Below are 15,161 nucleotides of genomic sequence, written 5' to 3' on the forward strand. Positions count from 1 at the left end.
GCAGGCGCGATGCCCCTGCCCGCCCGCCACGATCAGAACTTCACGCCGGCCCGGGCGTAAAGATACCGCCCGTTGAAGCCGAACGGCGAAAAGCTGGAATAGGGGATGAAGTAGTTGTTGATCGCCGTCGCGCCGAGGATCGGGTTGCGCGTCGGATAGACGTCGAACAGGTTGTTCGCGCCGATCGCCAGTTCGAACTGACCCGGCGTCGCGCGGACTTCCAGATCGGTCAGCCACTTGGGTGCCAGTTCGACGTCGGTCGCGGCCGCGCCGCCCGGCGACAGGGTGTTGCCGAAGCGGTTGGTCCGTGCGGTCACGCCGAAGATGCCCTGCGACCAGTCGAGACCGGCATTGATCTTCGACCGCGGCTGTCCGTCGGTCAGGCGCAACGATTCCTGCCGTCCGAACAGGGTGACACCGGGGATTGCCGACAGCGTCGAGCGATCGGTGATGTCGGTCTGGTTGTAGTTGTAGCCGGCGGTCAGCGTGACGCTGCCGATGCCGAGATCGGGAACACGGTAGGTGCCGACCACTTCCACGCCCTGCGTCCGGGTGTCGATGCCGTTGATGAAGAACCGCGCCGAGGTGATGTCCTGAATCCCGGCACCGCGCAGCACCGCGACGACCGCCGCCCCCTGAAGATTTTCGGACAGGATGACCCGGTCGTCGATCTTGATGTTGTAATAGTCGGCGGTCAGCGTCAGCCCGCGGATCGGCGACAGGGTCAGGCCGCCGCCGATATTGAGCGACTTTTCGGCCTCCAGCTGCCGCGAACCGAGCGCGCGGGCGACCGGGTCGCCGACGCGGAAGGTCCCGATCTCCACCAGCGTCCCGCCGATATTCTGCGTGGCGAACGACGAGAAGAACTGCTGCGCAAGGCTCGGCGCGCGGAAGCCGGTCGAGATCGAGCCCCGCAGTGCCGCCCATTCGACGGGTGCGAAGCGCGCGGCGAGCTTGCCGTTCACCGTATCGCCGAAATCGCTGAAATGTTCGTACCGGCCCGCAGCGACGACATTGAATGCATCGCTGACCTTGCCGTCCAATTCGACATAGCCGGCAAAGCTGTCCCGCGACGTGTCCACCGCAGTGGTCGGCGAGAAGCCGGGGAAGCCTTGCGACCCGGCAGCGGCACCATTGCTGAACGCGAACGGACCGGCGGCGTAGCTTTGGACTTCGCCGGCGACGATCTTGTAGTTCTCATTCCGATATTCGCCGCCCAGCGCCAGCGACAGTTGCGACAGGAAGCCGACCGCGATGTCGCGCTGCAGGTCGAGGTTTACCGTCTGCTGCCCGAACCGGGTGCCCCCGGCATTGAACGACCGTTGCGATTGCGGCCCGAACGACGCGTTATAGCTGTTCTCGATCCGGAAATCGAAGCTGTTGGTGCCATAGACATAGGACAGATCGTATTTGAACCCGGCCACATCGCCCTTCACGCCCAGCGCGCCGGAGAAATCCTCCATCTGGCTGGTGATGAGCGGCAGGAAGCCGTCGGCGTAGAAGGGCGTGCAGACCGTGCCGGTGAAGGTGCAGTTGCGCAGATCCTGGATATTGCCATTGGCATCGCGGCCCGAAGCGCGGCGATAGAAAGCGGCGCTTTCGCCGTCGCGAACGCCATAGCTGCCGAAGATATAGAGTTCGGACGTCGCACCCAGATCGACGCCGCCGTTCAGGAAGAAGTTGAAATCGGTGGTCTTCGCATCGCCATAGCGATGGTTGACGCGGTCGTAGCTGAATTCGCGCGGATCGACGCCCCCGGTCGACAGCAGCGGATAGTTGCGGCGCGGGTCATAGCCGGCGCGGTCGGTAGGTTCGCGATCGCGATATTCGCCGGTCAGGTTCAGATAGGCGGTCTCGCCCATCGGCAGGCCCATGTTCGCGGCGAAGGTCACGGTGCGACCGTCGCGGACTTCGCGGTCACGTCCGGTCTCTTCGAGGACATAGGTGCCGTCGGCGCGGACCTGCGGCTGGCCGTTCGACTGGCGCGCGATTCCCGATACCTCGGCAACACCCTCCATCTGCGAAATATACTTGCCATAGGTCATCGTCGCGCGACCGCCTTCGCGGCGCTTTAGCTGCACGTTGATGACGCCGGCGATCGCGTCCGAACCATATTGCGACGACGCCCCGTCGCGCAGCACGTCGATCCGTTCGATCGCGAGGCTGGGGATGGTGTTCAGATCGACCGCCGACGATCCGCGCCCGACCGACCCGTTGGCGTTGAGCAGCGAGGTGGTGTGGCGACGCTTGCCATTGACCAGCACCAGCGTCTGATCGGGCGACAGGCCGCGCAGCGTCGCCGGACGGACCACGTCGGTGCCGTCGGTGATCGACGGTTGCGGGAAGTTGAAGGACGGCACCAGCTGATTCAGCAGCTTGTTGGTTTCGGTATAGCCCGCATTGACCAGCGCATCGCCGGTAATGACGTCGACCGGCACCGGGCTTTCCGCGACGGTACGGCCCTGTGCACGGGTGCCGACGACGACGATCTCTTCGCCCGCTGGCACATCGGCGGCGGCCGGCGGCGCATCGGCGACCTGCGCGAAGGCGGGTATGGCAGTTAGTGCCGTCGACAGAAATAAGGCGGTGAAAACCGGTTTACGCATGAAAATCTCCCCGGAACTGGCGTTTGCGGCCAGTCGTTGCGCGGCCTAGTTCGACCGGGACATTTTCTGACGCAAGCCTACGCCATATGGCGTAACACGATTGTCACGCGCCTGTTGCCGCGCCGCAACATTGGTTTCGGCGGCGAATCACCGGTTCGGCATTGACAGAAGCAGCCCGCTTGCCTAGTCACGATCCACTTGCCGTGTGGGGTATCTCCACGCGGACATATTGTATTTGAGAAAGAAGCAAGGGCCATGTTCGCAATCGTGCGCACGGGCGGCAAGCAGTATCGCGTTGCCGCAGGAGACAAGATCGTCGTCGAGAAGCTCGATGGCGAAGCTGGCAGCAACGTGACGCTCGGCGACGTGCTCCTTGCCGGCGAGGGTTCGGAACTGAAGTCGGTCGAAGGGCTGACGGTTTCGGCGGAAATCATCGCGCAGGCGAAGGGCGAAAAGGTCATCGTTTTCAAGAAGCGCCGCCGGCACAATTACCGTCGCAAGAACGGTCATCGCCAGCAGCACACCATCCTGAAGATCACCGCGATCGGCGACCAGCGCGCCGACGAAACCGCTGCCGCCTGAGCGCATACGAGGAGTTTGAACCATGGCACATAAAAAAGCAGGCGGTTCGTCGCGCAACGGTCGTGATTCGGCCGGCCGTCGCCTTGGCGTGAAGAAGTTCGGTGGCCAGGAAGTGGTCGCGGGCAACATCATCGTGCGTCAGCGCGGCACCAAATTCTATCCGGGCGTGAACGTCGGCATGGGCAAGGACCATACCCTGTTCGCACTGGTCGATGGCCGTGTGGCGTTCAAGGAAGGCAAGCTCGGCCGCAAGTTTGCGTATGTCGAGATGCCGGCGCTGGCCGCAGAATAACGGGCTACCAACCGGGTCGCCCACCAGGGTGACCCGGGTTCCGGCAACGGAACCAGCCAACAAGAGGGAGGCGGGTCACCCCGGCTCCCTTTTTTATTGCTCTCTCCGGCCCCTGCCCGCCTCTGCGGAGGCGCGGCGCATTGGAGAGATGCCGATGTTCGCCCGTACCGAACGCCTGACCCTGCGCCCCGGCTGGATCGAGGACGCCCCCGCACTTGCCGCCGCGATCGGCCACGATGCCGTCGTGCGCAATCTGTCGCGTGCGCCCTGGCCGTACACGCTGGCCGATGCCGAAGCGTTCGTGGCCGGATGGCAGGGCGATCCCGGTCCGAACTTCCTGATCTTCGCCCATGATAGCGGCCGCTGCGACCTGATCGGTGGAGTCGGAATCGGTCCGCTCGGCGATGTTCCGCACATGATGGGATATTGGCTGACACCGTCGGCATGGGGCCGCGGCTATGCCGTCGAGGCGGGACGTGCCGCGCTCGACGTCGCGGCGACGCTGGGCATCGGCCGGGTAGTGGCCGGGCATTATGTCGACAACCCGGCGTCCGGCGCGGTGCTGCGGCGGCTGGGCTTCGTCGCGACGGGTACGCGCAGTTCGATCCATGCGCGCGCACGCGGCGTCGATGTCGAGACGATCGACTATGCGATCGACCTGGCCGAGCGGCGACGGGATCGGCGGCTGGCGGCCTGAAGCGCACGGAACGCTCGCGCCGTCCGGCTGGTTGATGGCGGACGGCGCTGCTGCCGCATGAGAGGACGCCCGCGATGATCGATCCCGACACGCCCGAACAGGAAGAAATGGAAGACGTACAGGAAGAAGCCGCCGAGGAACGCGAGGAAGAGGGCGGCTATCAGTAATCCGGCGGAGGCGGATGCCTGGCGCTGCACGGCATCCGCATCGACCCGCTTGATCCACGGGTTCTTGGGTTCGCAATAGCCATCCCGGCCATCGGGACAGGTGAAAGCATGGCGTAGCTTCAGGTCCGCAACTTCCACGCTGGTATGATGGAATCGAAGTTCGTTTCCTTATCGTCACCCCGGGCCTGACCGAGACCTCTGCGGAAATAGAAAGGCCAATCGGACAGGACCGATCCCTGTTCCAGCGCTGGACCCCCGCCTGCGCGGGGGTACGGCAGAAGGCCGGAGATCGGTACTTTCGCAAAGATTTCGGCTTGACCCGGGGTCCCGCTTCTTTCGCGCAGTCAACCAAGGACAGCGGGATCCTGGGTCAAGCCCGGAATGACGATATCAATGGTACGGTACCAGTCACACGCGCATCCCTACCCCTCCAACAGATCGAGATAACCGACCACGTCGTTGCTCGTCTGCAGGTACAAACCAGCCTGTACTTCCGCCGGTTCGCGCGCCGCTGCGGCCATTGCTTCGGCGAGCGTACCGTACAGGATGGTCGTCGCAACGCCGCCTTCGTCGTCGAGGTGATAGAGGCGGACCGCCGCTGCTTCCGATACCGTTCGCATCGGCCTGTCCTGCCCCGGCGGTGTCGCCGGAGCAAGCGGTCAGGCGCGCGCCAGCCGGGCCGCTTCGAATTCGCTGTCGACCAATCCGATCAGTTCGCGGTCGTCATGGTTCCACGGATGAAAGCCCGGCAGGAAGAAAGCGAGGTACATGCCGAGCACCTTGCGCGCCATGCCGGGGCGGCCAAAAGCATAGGCGAACAACCGCCATTTCACACCCGCTCCTCGGAACCCGTCCTGCGCCAGCAGGTCGAGCATCCCCGCCGAGCGCCCGCGAAAGAATTTGACGGTGACGATCAGCATTACCAGCGCCTTGACCCGCCAGCGTTTGAACCGGGTCCAGTGCCGCGTGGCGTGGAGCCACGTGTCATAGGCCACACCCTTGTGCTCGATCTCCTCGATCGCATGCCAGCGCCACAGATCGGCGGCAGCCTGATCGCCGCCGGCGAGATGTGCGGGGTTGGCGACCAGTTCGTGGGCGAGGATCGCGGTGAAGTGTTCGAGGCACATCGTCGCCGCCAGATTGGCGATCGGCGGCCTGCCACGGGTGATCGCCAGTTCATGGTCGACCCGTGCCTCCAGCCGCGACACGTCATACCCCTGATCGGCGACATGGCGATTGAACGCCAGATGCTCGCGCGTATGGATCGCTTCCTGCTTCACGAAGGCGCGGATTTCGGCGGCAAGGCGCGGCGGCACGTCGTCGCGATACTGACGGACACTATCGATGAAGAACCCCTCCCCCTTCGGAAAGGTCACCGACAGCGCATTGTAGAAGGCGGTGGCGATCGGATCGTCGTTCAGCCACCACCGGCGATACCCGCCGTCGCGCCCGAAGCGCAGGTCGCGCGGGGTGATCGTCAGATCATCGGGAGTCTTTGCTTTCGCCACGGTTCTGCTCCAACTGATGCCATGCCAGATGTCGACTACTTACAAATATGTCAATAGTCCGTCGCCGCCTGTCGCCCGAAGCGTCGCGCGACGCGGCGCTCGATGCCGCCCGCGACCTGTTGATCGAGGCCGGGCCGCTGGCGGTGACGCTGAAAGCGGTCGCGACGCGGATCGGGCGGACGCATGCCAACCTGCTTCACCATTTCGGGTCGGCATCGGGGCTGCAAAGGGCGCTGGCCGAACGGATGGCGACGACGATCACCGCGACGATCGGCGCGGCGGTGCTGCGCGCACAGGATGGCGATCATGATCCGCGCGAGGTGGTCGACCTGACCTTCGACGCCTTCGACCGGGAGGGTGCCGGCGCGCTGGCCAGCTGGATGATCCTGTCGGGTAATGACGACGCGCTCGACCCGATCCTCGATGCGATCCATGCGCTGGTCGACCGGCTGGGCAGCGAACAGTCGCTGAGCGGCATGCCGCTGGCCGAGGAGACGTTGCAGCTGGTGCTGATGGCGCTGGGCGACGCCTTGCTGGGCGGGGCGATGGCCAAGGCGCTGCGGTTGCCGCGCGACAAGGCGCGCGAACTGGCAGTGCGCAGCCTGATGGCGGTGCGGGCGGGCGGTTGATACCGGTCCGTCCGGCGGTGGCGAGCGACGCGGCGGCGATCGCGGACATCCTCGTGCCGATCGTCCGGGCGGGGGAGACCTATGCCCTCGACCGTGACATCACGCCGGAACAGATACTCGCCTATTGGCACGCACCGGGCAACAGCGTGTTCGTCGCCGAGGTCGACGGCGAGGTGCTCGGCAGCTATTTCTGTCGGGCGAACCAGGCCGGCGGCGGGCGGCACGTCGCCAATTGCGGCTATGCGACACATGCGGATGCGACCGGGCGCGGGATTGCGCGCGCGATGGCGGTCCATTCGTTGGCGCATGCGCAGGCGGCGGGGTTTCGGGCGATGCAGTTCAACTTCGTGGTCGCGAGCAACGTCCGTGCGGTTCGGCTGTGGCGGTCGCTGGGCTTCGAACGGGTCGGGTGCCTGCCCGGCGCGTTCGAGCATCCGATCCTGGGCGAGGTCGACGCCATCGTGCTGTACCGGCGACTTCGACCATAGCCCCTTCCCCCTTGCGGCGAGTCCGACTAAGCGGACGACATGCATTTTCTCGATCAAGCCAAGATCTTCGTCCGGTCGGGCGGGGGCGGCCCCGGCGCCGTCAGTTTTCGCCGTGAAAAATTCATGGAATATGGCGGTCCCGACGGCGGCAATGGCGGCAAGGGCGGCGACATCATCTTCGAAGCGGTGCCCGGGCTGAACACGCTGATCGACTTTCGCTATACCCAGCATTTCCGCGCACCGCGCGGATCGGGCGGATCGGGGTCGAACCGGACCGGTCCGGGCGGGCGCGATCTGGTGATCCGTGTGCCGGTGGGGACGCAGGTGCTGGCCGAGGACAAGGAAACCGTCCTCGCCGACTTCACCCGCGCCGGCCAGCGCGAGGTATTCCTGCGCGGCGGCGATGGCGGGCGCGGCAATGCCAGCTACAAGACCTCCACCAACCGCGCGCCGCGCCAGCACGGCACCGGCTGGCCGGGTGACGAGGCGTGGGTCTGGCTACGGCTGAAGCTGCTTGCCGATGCCGGGCTGGTCGGGCTGCCCAATGCCGGCAAGTCGACCTTCATCAACGCGGTGACCAATGCGAACGCGAAGGTCGGCGACTATGCGTTCACCACCACCCGGCCGCAGCTGGGCGTGGTCAGCCACAAGCAGCGCGAGTTCGTGATCGCCGACATCCCCGGCCTGATCGAGGGTGCGGCGGAAGGGGCCGGGATCGGCGACCGGTTCCTGGGGCATATCGAGCGGTGCCGGGTGCTGCTGCACCTGATCGACAGCCATGTCGACGATCCGGTCGCGGCGTACCGGATCGTGCGCGGCGAACTGGAGAATTACGGCGCGGACCTTGCCGACAAGCCCGAGGTGATCGCGCTGAACAAGGCCGATCTGCTCGATGAGGAACTGACCGCCGCGCTGATCGCCGAGCTGGAGGCCGAAAGCGGTGCCAGGGTGCTGCCGCTGTCGGGCGCAACCGGACAGGGGCTGGAGGCGGTGCTCGACCGGCTGATCGAGGCGATCGGGCCGAGCGAGATGCACGCGCAGGACACGGGCGACGACGAGGAACCGCGCGAATGGTCGCCGATTTAGGGGCGGAAAGCTCCTCCCCGCTCCGCGGGGAGGGGGACCGTCAGGAGGACGGTGGAGGGGGATCCCCGCGCAACGCAGCCGTTGTGGAGCAGGATGCCCCCCTCCACCAGCTTGCGGCTGGTCCCCCTCACCGTGCCGGGGAGGATCTGTTTGGGGCTGCGACCTGCCCGCGTCTGGTCGTCAAGGTCGGGTCGGCGCTGCTCGTCACCCCTGACGGGCAGGCGCGACGGGAGTGGCTTGCTTCCCTCGTCGCCGACATTGCCGAACGTGTCGCCGCGGGCCAGCAGATCGTCATTGTCTCTTCGGGCGCGATCGCGCTCGGTGCGCGACGGCTCGGCCTCACCAAGGGTGGCCGTGCCAGCCTCGAAGACGCGCAGGCCGCCGCCGCGACCGGGCAGATCGCATTGTCGAGCATCTGGGCCGAACTGCTCGCCAGCCATGGGCTCACGGCGGCGCAATTGCTGGTGACGCTGGACGATCTTGAGGATCGTCGCCGCTATCTGAACGTCTCGGCAACGCTCGGGCGGTTGCTGACGCTGGGCGTGGTCCCGGTCGTCAACGAGAATGACAGCGTCGCGACCGAGGAAATCCGGTTCGGCGACAACGACCGCCTTGCCGCCCGGGTCGGGGCAGCGGCGCGGGCGAACGGCGTCGTGCTGCTGTCCGACATCGACGGCCTGTACGAATCGAACCCGCACAGCAACCCCGACGCCAGGCTGGTCCGCCATGTCGCGCAGATCGATGCGGCGATCATGGGCATGGCCGACGGCAAATCATCGTCGGGCATGGGATCGGGCGGGATGGTGTCGAAGGTGGAGGCGGCCCGGATCGCGACCGCCGCCGGGGCCAACCTCGCCATCGCCAGCGGCCGGATCGACCATCCGCTGGCCACGTTCGGAGAGACGGGCCACGGCACCGTCTTCGCCACCGCCGGCAACGCGCCGGCGCGCAAGGCATGGCTGTCGGGCGGGCTGACCGATCGCGGGGCGATCCGCATCGATGCCGGCGCGGCCAAGGCGCTTGCGACCGGGCGCAGCCTGCTGGCGGCGGGCGCGGTCGGCGTCGAGGGCGATTTCGTCCGCGGCGACCTGATCCGTATCGTCGACGCCGACGATCGCACGATCGCACGCGGGCTGGTCGAATATGATGCTGGCGAAGTCGTCCGCATTGTTGGCCGGCGCAGTGACGAACTGACCGATCTGCTCGGCTATGCGCCGCGATCGGCGCTGGTCCATCGCAATCATATGGCGCTCCTGTGAAGACGATGGCGCTGACCGGCGGGACCGGTTTCGTCGGGCGTCGCGTAATCGCGCAGGCGATCGGTCAGGGCTGGCACGTCCGCGCGCTGACCCGACGGGCCCAGCCTGCAGAGCCGAACGTCAGCTGGGTACGTGGCGCGCTCGACAAGCCCGCCAGCCTGACCGAACTGGTCGCGCAGGCCGATGTCGTCGTCCATGTCGCCGGCGTGGTGAGCGCGCCCGACATGGCCAGCTTCACCGCCGGCAATGTCGCGGGCACGCGGGCGATGCTGGATGCGGCGCAGGCGAGCGACGTCCGGCGGTTCGTCCACGTCTCCTCGCTGTCGGCACGCGAACCGCAGCTTTCCACCTATGGCGCATCAAAACGGGCGGGCGAGGACCTGATCGCGGCCAGCGATCGCGACTGGACGATCGTGCGGCCGACCGGGGTGTACGGGCCGGGCGACATGGAGATGCGGGACATGTTCCGCATGGCGCAGAAGGGGCTGGCACTGCTACCGCCGCCGGGACGGGTTGCGCTGGTCGCGGTCGACGACCTTGCCCGGTTGCTGCTGACGCTGGCCGACAGCGATGGTCCGGGCGCGATCCTCGAGGTCGACGACGGCAATCCGATGAGCCATGCCGAGCTTGCCCGGCTGATCGGCGACGCCGTCGGACAACGGGTGCTGCCGATGCATCTGCCGGCCGGGCTGTTGCGGCTGGGTGCCAGGCTCGACCAGACCTTGCGCGGATCGGCGGCCAAGCTGACCGAGGATCGGGCGCGCTATCTGGTGCATCCCGACTGGACCGCCGACCCCGCACGGCGTCCCCCCGCCGCCCTGTGGGAGCCGCGCATCGCGACGGCGCGCGGGCTTGCCGACACCGCGGCATGGTATCGCGCGCACGGTCTGCTATAGCCCCGGCCAAACCCGTATTTTGGAAAGACCCGCATGAGCGACCGTGCCGCCACCCTTGCCACCATCACCGGCCTGATCGACCCGTTCAACAAGAAGGGCGTCGCGCTGACCGAGGCGACGACCTTTGCCGGCGATCTCGAATGGGACAGCCTGACCGTGATGGACTTCGTTGCGGCGGTGGAGGACGAATTCGACATCGTCATCACGATGAACATGCAGGCCGATATCGAAACCGTCGGCCAGCTGGCCGATGCCGTCGAAAAGCTCAAGACCGCCTGATCGCCCCGCCCGGCCCCGAAAGACCGAACCGATGACCGAAGCCGCCGCCACCGCCCACGCCCCGTCCGAGTCGCCCGAAACCGTGGCACCCGAACGCGACCTGATGAGCAAGTTCGATCCGCTGATCGCCGAACGCGAGGCGCTGCTCGCCACCGGGGTGCGCGATCCGTTCGCGATCGTGATGGACAAGGTGACGTCGCCGACCCAGGCGGTGATCCGCGGCAAGGACACGATCCTGCTCGGCACCTATAATTACATGGGCATGACCTTCGACCCCGACGTGATCGCGGCGGGCAAGAAGGCGTTCGACGAGTTCGGATCGGGCACCACCGGCAGCCGGGTGCTGAACGGCACCTACGACCCGCACAAGGATTGCGAAGCGGCGCTGCGCGAATTCTATGGCACCGACCACGCCATGGTCTTTTCGACCGGCTATCAGGCCAATCTGGGCATCATCTCGACGCTGGCCGGCAAGGGCGAATATATCATCCTCGACGCGGACAGCCATGCGTCGATCTATGACGGCTGTTCGCTCGGTAATGCCGAAATCGTGCGGTTCCGCCACAATTCGGTCGAGGATCTCGACCGGCGACTGGGTCGACTGCCCAAGGAACCGGGCAAGCTGGTCGTGCTGGAAGGCGTGTATTCCATGCTCGGCGATATCGCGCCGCTGCCCGAAATGGTCGCGGTCGCGAAGAAGCACGGATGCATGGTGCTGGTCGATGAAGCCCATGGCATGGGCTTTTTCGGTCCCAATGGCCGCGGCGTGTATGAGGAACAGGGCGTCGAGAAGGACGTCGATTTCGTCGTCGGCACTTTCTCGAAATCGGTCGGTACCGTCGGCGGTTTCTGCGTGTCGAACCATCCCAAGTTCGACGTGATGCGGCTGGTATGTCGCCCCTATGTGTTCACCGCGTCGCTGCCGCCCTCGGTCGTCGCGACCGCCGCCACGTCGATCCGCAAGCTGATGCATGCCGGCGACAAGCGCGCGCATCTGTGGCGTAATTCGAAGCGGCTGCATGGCGGGCTGAAGGACCTCGGTTTCAAGCTCGGCACCGATACACCGCAATCGGCGATCATCGCCGTGATCCTCGAAGATCAGACACAGGCGGTCGCGATGTGGCAGGCGCTGCTCGATGGCGGGCTGTACGTCAACATGGCCCGCCCGCCCGCGACCCCGGCGGGTACGTTCCTGCTGCGCTGTTCGCTCTGCGCCGAACATAGCGCCGAGCAGGTCGAGACGATTCTGGGGATGTTCGAGGCGGCCGGTAAGGCGGTCGGCGTTCTCTAAATCCTACCCGCTCGCGGGGAGGGGGACCATCGGCAGGATGGTGGAGCGGGTTTGCGGCACACGCAACCTTGGCGTTCGCGGCCCGCCCCCTCCACCACCGCTGCGCGGCGGTCCCCCTCCCCGTGCCGGGGAGGATCGCTAAGGACTAGCTTCCCTCCGCACCTTCGCTATAGCCTTCGCCCATGCCATCGATCGATCGCTACATGGCCCGGCTGATCGCGGTGCCGCTATTCTCCACGCTGCTGATTTCGGCGATGCTGCTCGTCCTCGACCGGATGCTGCGGCTGTTCGATTTCGTCGCGGCGGAGGGCGGCCCGGTCAGCGTCGTGTGGCGGATGCTGGCGAACCTGCTGCCCGAATATCTGGGGCTCGGCATCCCGATCGGGTTGATGCTCGGCATCCTACTCGCCTTTCGCAAACTGGCCACCTCGTCGGAGCTGGACGTGATGCTCGGCGTGGGCATGAGCTATTGGCGGCTGCTCCGCGTCCCGTTCATCTACGCCACGATATTGGCGGCGGCGAACCTCGCCATCGTCGGCTATGTCCAGCCGCTGGCGCGCTATAATTACGAAGCGCTGCGCTTCGAACTGCGCACCGGCGCGCTCGGTGCGTCGATCAAGGTCGGCGAATTCACCAAGCTCGGCGAGCGGATGACGCTGCGGATCGAGGAAAGCCGCGACTCCGGGGCCGATCTGCGGGGCATCTTCGTGCAGGCGAGCCGTCCCAACGGCCAGTGGCTGGGCGTCACCGCCGAACGGGGCCAGTTCCTGCGCACCGACGATCCCAATACGATCATCTTTCGCCTGACCAACGGCACGTTGATCCACAACGCCCCCGATTTCCGCGTGCCCCGCACGCTGACCTTCACCGCCCATGATCTGCCGATCGATCTGCCCAAGTTCGGCAATTTCCGTCCCCGCGGCGGGCGCGATCTCGAACAGACGCTGCCGCAACTGGCCATTGCCGGGCATAATCCGAAGGTCAGCGAAGAGGATCGCGACGCCGCGCGGGCGAATTTTCACTTCCGGCTGGCGGAGGTGGCGACGATGTTCCTGCTGCCGATGCTGGCGCTGGCGCTGGGCGTGCCGCCGAAACGGTCGTCGTCGGCGCTGGGCGTATTCCTGTCGATCGTGATGATCGTGACCTATCACAAGATCAACGAATATGGCGAAGCGGTCGGCGGGCTGGGTCGGATCGATCCGATCATCGCGCTGTGGGTGCCGTTCCTGCTGTTCGCGGCGCTGGTGTTCCGCCTGTATTGGGTGATCGCGCGCGTGCCGGGCGGCGAACCGATCGGCGGTCTGGAACGGGGTGCCGCCAAGATCGGCAAGTTCATCGGCCGCTATCTGCCCGGCCGGCGCAAGGCCGCCGCCTGATGCGCGCCATCTTTCCCTCGACCACGGTCGCGATCTACATGGCGCGGCTGTTCCTCGTCCGCACCTTCGCGATCCTGTTCGCGCTGGTGCTGGTGCTGCAGGCGCTCGACCTGTTGTCCGAAAGCGGCAAGATCCTTGCCCAGCCGGGTAACGGCCAGGCCGAAATCCTCCGCTACATCTCGCTGCGCGCGCCGCAGATCGTCGCGCGGTTCCTGCCCTTCTCGGTGCTGCTCGGTACGATCCTGACGCTGACCCAGCTGAACCAGAATAGCGAGATCATCAGCCTGAAGGCCGCTGGCCTGTCGGCGCATCAGGTCCTTGCCCCGCTGATCCTCGCCAGCTTCGGCGTGGCCGCGCTGTCGTTCGTGTTCAACGAACGGGTCGTGGCGCGGGCGACGGCGACGCTGACCGTGTGGGACGATGTCGATTACGGACCGATGCCGGTCGATCGCGGCGACCGCACCAATGTGTGGGTTCGCGACGGCAATAACCTGATCCAGGTGGCCCGCGTGGCCGGGCGCGGCGAACAGACCCGGTTGCGCGGGATCACCGTCTATAACCGCGAAGGCTCGTCGCTGCGCGAACTCGTCACCGCCAGCAGCGGCTGGCGCGAAAACGGTGCGTGGCGGATCGAGAATGCCGAACGCTTCACCGTCGTGACCGGAGTCCGCGAACGGCTGGGCACGTTGCGCATCGCCGGTGGCGTGCGCCCGGACCAGTTCACGCTCCAGAATGTCGACCCCGACGGCCTGTCCTTCGCCCAGTTATCGCGCGCGATCGACGATCTGGTCGAGGCCGGCCGCCCGACCAAGGCGCTCGAAGGCGCGCTGTGGCACAAGCTGTCAGGACCATTGTCGGCGGTGCTGATGCCGTTGCTCGCCGCGGTCGCCGCGTTCGGCGTCGCGCGGTCGGGAAAATTGTTCGTGCGCGCAGTCATTGGCATGGCGCTTGGCTTTACCTATTTCGTGGCGGATAATTTTGCGTTGGCGATGGGCAACCTTGGTGCCTATCCGCCGTTCCTTGCGGCATGGGCACCGTTTCTGCTGTTCTTCCTGATCGGCGAGGCGGTGCTGATACGAACCGAGGAATGACGCAGGATCGTCGTACTTTGGCCGCAAATCATCCCCAGATGCGGACGATGCGCGGTTGCGCCCGGTAGGTGAATGAGTTGAGGAAGTTGGCCCGATGAACGCGATCACCGAGAAGCAGGGCTTCTGGAAGAAGTCGCACCATCTCGACAAGATGACCTTCAGGGAACTTGTCGGCGCGTATTTTCAGTATCCGGCGATCATCGCGTATATCGCGTTGTCGTTCGTCGCGATCGGTCTGTTCGTTTGGTCGCCTGCGCCGTTGGTGCCGACGCTGGTATCGGTCGGGGTCGCGATCGTCGCCTATCCGCTCGTGTGGTACGTGCTGCACCGCTGGGTGTTGCATTCCAACTGGATGTTCAAGATCTCTCCGCTTGCCGCGACGTGGAAGCGGATCCATTACGACCACCATCAGGACCCAAATCACCTCGAGGTGCTGTTCGGTGCGCTGCACACGACCCTGCCCGCGATCGCCATCGCGACCGCGCCGATCGGCTATCTGATCGGCGGGTTCGGCGGTTCGATGGCGGCACTGGCGACCGGTCTGCTAACGACCTGCTTCTACGAATTCTGCCATTGCATCCAGCATCTGGCCTACAAGCCGAAGAACAAGCTGCTGATCGCATGGAAGCGCAAGCACATGGCGCATCACTTTCATGACGAGCACGGCAATTTCGGCATCACCAACTTCTTCTGGGACAAGGTTTTCGGGACGCACTACGAACGGTCGGAGCGTCCGGAAAAGAGCGCGACGGTCTTCAACCTAGGCTATACCGAGGATGTCGCAAAGAAATATCCCAAGGTTGCCGAATTGTCGGGTGGTGTCGCCAAGGGGCACCCCCGCTATCGCGGATGACCGATTTGTCATTTGAAGTTTGACACGGGGCGGCGCATTGCCGCCCCGCTGCGTTTTGGGG

At 65.6% G+C, this 15,161-nt stretch carries 16 protein-coding genes; 13 read left to right on the top strand and 3 right to left on the bottom strand.

Annotation, left to right across the window (positions count from 1 at the left end; all coding sequences use genetic code 11):
- Positions 1 to 32: 32 nt before the first annotated feature.
- Positions 33 to 2,606, bottom strand: a complete 2,574-nt coding sequence (locus tag ASE70_RS14290) for a TonB-dependent receptor plug domain-containing protein (RefSeq protein WP_056506141.1) — start codon at positions 2,604 to 2,606, stop codon at positions 33 to 35.
- Between the two features lie 255 nt (positions 2,607 to 2,861).
- Here ASE70_RS14290 and rplU point away from each other — a divergent pair, with 255 nt between their 5' ends.
- The 3 genes from rplU to ASE70_RS14305 all read left to right on the top strand — a co-directional run bounded on the left by rplU (position 2,862) and on the right by ASE70_RS14305 (position 4,177).
- Positions 2,862 to 3,188, top strand: a complete 327-nt coding sequence (gene rplU / locus ASE70_RS14295) for a 50S ribosomal protein L21 (RefSeq protein WP_055999926.1) — start codon at positions 2,862 to 2,864, stop codon at positions 3,186 to 3,188.
- Between the two features lie 22 nt (positions 3,189 to 3,210).
- Entirely contained in the window at positions 3,211 to 3,480 is a 270-nt protein-coding gene (gene rpmA / locus ASE70_RS14300; protein ID WP_055999929.1) for a 50S ribosomal protein L27, read from the top strand.
- Positions 3,481 to 3,634: 154 nt separating this feature from the next.
- Positions 3,635 to 4,177, top strand: a complete 543-nt coding sequence (locus tag ASE70_RS14305; protein WP_200925648.1) for a GNAT family N-acetyltransferase — start codon at positions 3,635 to 3,637, stop codon at positions 4,175 to 4,177.
- Positions 4,178 to 4,766: 589 nt separating this feature from the next.
- Here ASE70_RS14305 and ASE70_RS14310 read toward each other — a convergent pair.
- Together ASE70_RS14310 and ASE70_RS14315 are read right to left on the bottom strand one after the other, a co-directional pair.
- Positions 4,767 to 4,964: a hypothetical protein gene (locus ASE70_RS14310; RefSeq protein ID WP_056401227.1), complete on the bottom strand. Its 198-nt coding sequence runs from the start codon at positions 4,962 to 4,964 to the stop codon at positions 4,767 to 4,769.
- A 39-nt stretch (positions 4,965 to 5,003) separates the two neighbouring features.
- The gene (locus ASE70_RS14315; protein ID WP_056506144.1) at positions 5,004 to 5,852 is read right to left on the bottom strand and encodes a metal-dependent hydrolase; all 849 of its coding nucleotides are present in this window, start codon (positions 5,850 to 5,852) and stop codon (positions 5,004 to 5,006) included.
- 47 nt (positions 5,853 to 5,899) lie between these two features.
- Here ASE70_RS14315 and ASE70_RS14320 point away from each other — a divergent pair, with 47 nt between their 5' ends.
- The 10 genes from ASE70_RS14320 to ASE70_RS14365 all read left to right on the top strand — a co-directional run bounded on the left by ASE70_RS14320 (position 5,900) and on the right by ASE70_RS14365 (position 15,100).
- Positions 5,900 to 6,481 carry a TetR/AcrR family transcriptional regulator gene (locus ASE70_RS14320; RefSeq protein WP_056506147.1) on the top strand — a complete coding sequence of 194 codons (582 nt, stop codon included), beginning with the start codon at positions 5,900 to 5,902 and terminating at the stop codon, positions 6,479 to 6,481.
- Between the two features lie 17 nt (positions 6,482 to 6,498).
- Positions 6,499 to 6,969, top strand: a complete 471-nt coding sequence (locus ASE70_RS14325) for a GNAT family N-acetyltransferase (protein WP_235519973.1) — start codon at positions 6,499 to 6,501, stop codon at positions 6,967 to 6,969.
- A gap of 39 nt (positions 6,970 to 7,008) precedes the next feature.
- The gene (gene obgE / locus ASE70_RS14330; protein WP_056506149.1) at positions 7,009 to 8,055 is read left to right on the top strand and encodes a GTPase ObgE; all 1,047 of its coding nucleotides are present in this window, start codon (positions 7,009 to 7,011) and stop codon (positions 8,053 to 8,055) included.
- Positions 8,056 to 8,201: 146 nt separating this feature from the next.
- A complete protein-coding gene (gene proB / locus ASE70_RS14335) occupies positions 8,202 to 9,314 on the top strand; it encodes a glutamate 5-kinase (protein WP_056506824.1) in 1,113 nt (370 codons plus the stop codon).
- Positions 9,315 to 9,319: 5 nt separating this feature from the next.
- Positions 9,320 to 10,210 carry an NAD-dependent epimerase/dehydratase family protein gene (locus ASE70_RS14340; RefSeq protein WP_056506827.1) on the top strand — a complete coding sequence of 297 codons (891 nt, stop codon included), beginning with the start codon at positions 9,320 to 9,322 and terminating at the stop codon, positions 10,208 to 10,210.
- 33 nt (positions 10,211 to 10,243) lie between these two features.
- Positions 10,244 to 10,489 (top strand): acyl carrier protein, encoded by a 246-nt coding sequence (locus tag ASE70_RS14345; protein ID WP_056401247.1) that lies wholly within the window; start codon positions 10,244 to 10,246, stop codon positions 10,487 to 10,489.
- Positions 10,490 to 10,520: 31 nt separating this feature from the next.
- A complete protein-coding gene (spt, locus tag ASE70_RS14350) occupies positions 10,521 to 11,780 on the top strand; it encodes a serine palmitoyltransferase (protein ID WP_082451052.1) in 1,260 nt (419 codons plus the stop codon).
- 182 nt (positions 11,781 to 11,962) lie between these two features.
- Entirely contained in the window at positions 11,963 to 13,156 is a 1,194-nt protein-coding gene (gene lptF / locus ASE70_RS14355) for an LPS export ABC transporter permease LptF (protein ID WP_200925650.1), read from the top strand.
- Positions 13,156 to 14,247 (top strand): LPS export ABC transporter permease LptG, encoded by a 1,092-nt coding sequence (gene lptG, locus ASE70_RS14360; protein WP_056401250.1) that lies wholly within the window; start codon positions 13,156 to 13,158, stop codon positions 14,245 to 14,247. Before lptF ends, lptG begins: the two co-directional genes overlap by 1 nt.
- A 94-nt stretch (positions 14,248 to 14,341) precedes the next feature.
- Complete coding sequence (locus tag ASE70_RS14365; RefSeq protein WP_056401253.1) at positions 14,342 to 15,100, top strand: sterol desaturase family protein; 759 nt, start codon at positions 14,342 to 14,344, stop codon at positions 15,098 to 15,100.
- The last annotated feature ends 61 nt before the right edge of the window (positions 15,101 to 15,161 follow it).

Origin of the sequence: Sphingomonas sp. Leaf22 (genome assembly GCF_001421715.1) — a bacterium.
In the GTDB taxonomy this organism is placed as follows: Bacteria; Pseudomonadota; Alphaproteobacteria; order Sphingomonadales; family Sphingomonadaceae; genus Sphingomonas.

Bases quoted from the DNA above. Each gene is read 5' to 3' on its own strand.
- ASE70_RS14365 (WP_056401253.1), top strand. From the start codon at position 14,342: ATGAACGCGATCACCGAGAAGCAGGGCTTCTGGAAGAAGTCGCACCAT.
- ASE70_RS14345 (WP_056401247.1), top strand. From the start codon at position 10,244: ATGAGCGACCGTGCCGCCACCCTTGCCACCATCACCGGCCTGATCGAC.
- obgE (WP_056506149.1), top strand. From the start codon at position 7,009: ATGCATTTTCTCGATCAAGCCAAGATCTTCGTCCGGTCGGGCGGGGGC.
- ASE70_RS14320 (WP_056506147.1), top strand. From the start codon at position 5,900: ATGTCAATAGTCCGTCGCCGCCTGTCGCCCGAAGCGTCGCGCGACGCG.
- ASE70_RS14310 (WP_056401227.1), bottom strand. From the start codon at position 4,964: ATGCGAACGGTATCGGAAGCAGCGGCGGTCCGCCTCTATCACCTCGAC.
- ASE70_RS14340 (WP_056506827.1), top strand. From the start codon at position 9,320: ATGGCGCTGACCGGCGGGACCGGTTTCGTCGGGCGTCGCGTAATCGCG.
- rplU (WP_055999926.1), top strand. From the start codon at position 2,862: ATGTTCGCAATCGTGCGCACGGGCGGCAAGCAGTATCGCGTTGCCGCA.
- lptF (WP_200925650.1), top strand. From the start codon at position 11,963: ATGCCATCGATCGATCGCTACATGGCCCGGCTGATCGCGGTGCCGCTA.
- ASE70_RS14290 (WP_056506141.1), bottom strand. From the start codon at position 2,606: ATGCGTAAACCGGTTTTCACCGCCTTATTTCTGTCGACGGCACTAACT.
- rpmA (WP_055999929.1), top strand. From the start codon at position 3,211: ATGGCACATAAAAAAGCAGGCGGTTCGTCGCGCAACGGTCGTGATTCG.
- ASE70_RS14305 (WP_200925648.1), top strand. From the start codon at position 3,635: ATGTTCGCCCGTACCGAACGCCTGACCCTGCGCCCCGGCTGGATCGAG.
- lptG (WP_056401250.1), top strand. From the start codon at position 13,156: ATGCGCGCCATCTTTCCCTCGACCACGGTCGCGATCTACATGGCGCGG.
- spt (WP_082451052.1), top strand. From the start codon at position 10,521: ATGACCGAAGCCGCCGCCACCGCCCACGCCCCGTCCGAGTCGCCCGAA.